Origin of the sequence: Pseudoalteromonas sp., from assembly GCF_041629635.1 — a bacterium.
GTDB lineage: Bacteria > Pseudomonadota > Gammaproteobacteria > Enterobacterales > Alteromonadaceae > Pseudoalteromonas.
In genome coordinates this window covers 1-3,636 of sequence record NZ_JBFKMX010000221.1, presented here as the reverse complement: position 1 = coordinate 3,636, position 3,636 = coordinate 1, and the positions used below count along the sequence as shown (strand labels likewise).

Sequence of the window (3,636 nt, the reverse complement as noted above, 5' to 3'; positions counted from 1 at the left end):
TAAGCCTAGCGCTTCGCTATCTTGTTCAAGCGAAGCTTGTTCTATACAGGCTATTTGATTTTCTGTACATGGCTCATCTTGATTAATACGGTTTGTTACGCCCATATCGCCACGGTAAGCACCGGCAATTTGCTGAAGTACAGATGCTGTGCCCAGCTTATAACCAAAGCGAGCTAGCTTAGTTTGCTCTGAAATCGGTTCCGTCACATAAACTGCGCGACCTGAAATGCCATTGTTGTCCACATCATCTGGGTCAGCATAGCTGGTGATATACTCTTCTGGGATGGCATGTAATAAGCCTGAACCAAAAATCGCCGGCGAAACACGCGCTGAAAATCGCACTGTTTCGTTAAATGGGCCATAAGACAAATCGGTTACTTTATAAATCGGTTTACGCAGCTCATAACTTTCGCCATCAGCAAACTGCCCTGTGAGCGTTTCATATTCAACAAATGCATACGCTTCACCATAAGCAAGCCCTTCATCTAACGCGCCATTAAATTTCGGCAGCGCTCCCGTTGGAAAACCAAACACCTCGCCAAAGGTTTGTAGTTGGTCGCCATAAATCGCATCAGGCAGGCCATTCTCATCGCTGATGCGCAGAAACATACTGGTCATCGCAATGTTTTTGCTGCTTGGCACTTCACCGCGCCCATCTTTAATGTGGCACCCCTGACACGTAGGATTGTTAAATACTGGTCCGAGTCCTTTGTGCGTACCTCTAAATAAGTGATCACCCGATTTAAAAACAGCATCGAGTTCAAAATCACTGCGGATAGTTGGTGCGGATTGGCTGAAGGCATCCTCGTTAAATACACTGCTCGTTGCTTCACCACCGGATAAATGCTCGCTCGCATCCGGTTCGCTTTGACTAATTGGCGCTAATCCATCATTTGGTTGCCCTGGCAGAGCTGCACTTGGCGGATTTGGTTTATCTGGTACTGGCTCTGTTGTCGTTGATGAACCACCGCAACCAACAACAGCAAAAACTAAACTTGAAAGAAAAATGTGTCGCTTCATAAATGCCCCTAGAAACGAAAATAGCGCTGCAATAAGCAGCGCTATTTATGTGTTAACGATGGTTAGCCTTCAAACTCTTCAGTATCTTGTTCAAGATCACCAGTAGTTACTTCAAGTGCTTCAATCGCTTTTTTGATCACTTGGGTTTGAGACTTTAATGCTTCGATTGTATTAGTCACTGGCTGTTTTAAGTCAGCATGTTGAATTTGCACATCGAATGAATAACCCAGTTTTGCATTGGTATCGATAACAGCCGCTTTAGCCATAGTATCTTCAATCGCCGCACGTAATTCATTTGCTAGTTCATGAGAACCATCAACAACCAATAAATCATAAATGCTTGCACCTTCTAAGGTTTCACCATCCATTCGCTGATATGCACCATTAAATGCATTTTGAATTCCCTTCGCATTTAAGAAAATATCGCGGTGTGTATTGTCTGAAAAACATGAATGCTCATCTTCTTGAGAGTCGGTACGCAGCGCAATACTCATGCGCTCACCTGCTAATTCACCAAAGCTTAAGCGCCCCATGCCTTCAAGAATTTTTGCTAAAGACATTTTTACATTTTCATCTTTAGTGAATTGCACATAATGGAAACCAGAGCCAGGCGTCCATGCATCAACTACACCTTGTAAATCGTCAATTAGTAAGTCAGCTGCCGCAATAAGGTAGTCGCCACGACGCTCACAAATTGATGAATCAACAATATTATCAACACCCGAAGTACACTCCCCCATACCACTAGCAGTTGTGTAGTAATCGTTTACTTTACGGTAACCCGCGCTGTAATCACGGTTTGGTGTATATGAGCCATCAACGTTTAAATCTTGACCCCAAAGTAAAAATTCAATCGCGTGATAACCCGATGTCACATTCGCTTCATCGTCGCCACGTTCAAACTGCTCTGCAAGCAGTGCTTTTGTGATTTCAGGGAATTCAGCAATATCCGCAATAATATTACCACCGACAGGCAATGTTGCTGGGTTTTCAGGTAATTGAGCACCATCCATATCAACAGTGTAATCAATTAATGCTTCAGCTAATGGCCATGCATTAATCGCCCCTTCAGGGCCTTCTTCCGCGACTAATACTGGGTTGCCGTTTTCATCGATTGTTAAGTTATCGATTGGCCCTTCACGAAAACGATATACCTCAGACTGGCCATAAGGTTCACGTGCATCTAACCAGGCATTTTTTGCTGCTGTGAAGTTTTCATCGGTTGGACTTGCCACAAATTGTTCAAGCGTATTTTTAAGCTGTTTAGCTGCAATTAGAGAATCAGCATAAACCGCATAAGCATGTTGTGCATTAGTGATAACGACGTCTTTTTCAGTTACAAAAGTAGAAACGCCATTTGTACCGTCTACACCTGCAGTACCTGTAGCGCCATCAATACCGTCTTTGCCATCATCACCACTACATGCTGCAAGCATCGCAACACACAAAGAAGAAAGCGCAAAATTAGCTATTTTTTTCATTATGTTAAGTTCCTGGTTTTCTAATTATGAGTAAAGTAAAACTGCGCAGCATTCTAAAACCCAAAACAAATTAGATCAATAACAGAAATCATTATCATTTAAATTTATTTATTTTATATTTATCTTTTTGTATTTTTAATTTTAAATAAATAATTTTTCGACCCATAAAAAAAAGGAGCTCGCAAGCTCCTTCAATATTTTAAATAACCAACTATTTTTTACTTGCTTTTAGCCAAACTAAGCGCATTAACAACAAGGCAAGAACAACACCAGCGAAGTATTCCAACCACATTGGCAGCACATGATGAGAAGCTTGCAATGAGGGCGCTATTTCAAATCCATATCGCTCAACTAAATAATCAGTGATGAAACCAAACACTAATGCAACGCCAATAACACCACTCAAATAAGCAGCAACAGCGCGCTTACCTAATTCACTAGCTACCACACCAAGAGTTGCTACATTAGTTGCCGGCCCCGCCAACATAAATACCAAAGCAGCCCCAGGGCTTACACCTGACATCAATAAACCAGCCGCAATAGGCGTTGATGCAGTGGCACATACATACATTGGAATACTGATTAAAATAATGATTAACATCGCCCATATGCCACCACCATATTGCTGAAGGTAATCTTGTGGCACATACGTTTGCACCAGTGCCGCAAAGAACAATCCGATCATAAGCCACTTTGCTGTATCACTTAAAAGTTTATTCGCGCTAAAAACAAAGGCACGTTTTAACTTTTGCAGTGGGCTTTCTGTTGTTTGCTTTTTACTGGCACAACATGAAGACTCTGTCACTTGCTTTGCTGGTTTTTCGTCGGAAGCACAACACGATATTTGTGTTTTAATCTTATCTTCAACGGCTTTATTTGCGCTGTCGCAACATGTTGATGCTTGTTTTATCACAGCCGATTTTGTACCACTGCACGGTGTGTCAGTTTTCGCCTCTACTTTGCCTACACTAATGCCAGTTGATACTGTCTTTTTACTACAGCAAGACACCTTCATTTGATTTGAATTAGCAGCAAAGGACGTTGTCTCATCAGTTGACAAGTTTGCTTTGATTATTTCCTTTTTAGCCTTTTCACCACCCACCATTAAACCAGCGGTAATCGCACTGGTCACGGC

General features: G+C 42.0%; 3 protein-coding genes. All 3 read right to left on the bottom strand.

Going from position 1 to position 3,636, the window contains the following annotated elements; translation table 11 throughout:
- A partial coding sequence (locus ABYD77_RS18290; RefSeq protein WP_372771529.1) for a di-heme oxidoredictase family protein occupies positions 1-1,020 on the bottom strand: 1,020 nt, incomplete at its 3' end.
- 62 nt (positions 1,021-1,082) lie between these two features.
- On the bottom strand, positions 1,083-2,501 hold the full coding sequence (locus tag ABYD77_RS18285; RefSeq protein ID WP_372771528.1) for an imelysin family protein: 1,419 nt from the start codon (positions 2,499-2,501) through the stop codon (positions 1,083-1,085).
- Positions 2,502-2,712: 211 nt separating this feature from the next.
- Positions 2,713-3,636 (bottom strand): permease (locus ABYD77_RS18280; protein ID WP_372771527.1); only part of this gene is annotated, 924 nt, incomplete at its 5' end.

Bases quoted from the DNA above. Each gene is read 5' to 3' on its own strand.
- ABYD77_RS18285 (WP_372771528.1), bottom strand. From the start codon at position 2,501: ATGAAAAAAATAGCTAATTTTGCGCTTTCTTCTTTGTGTGTTGCGATG.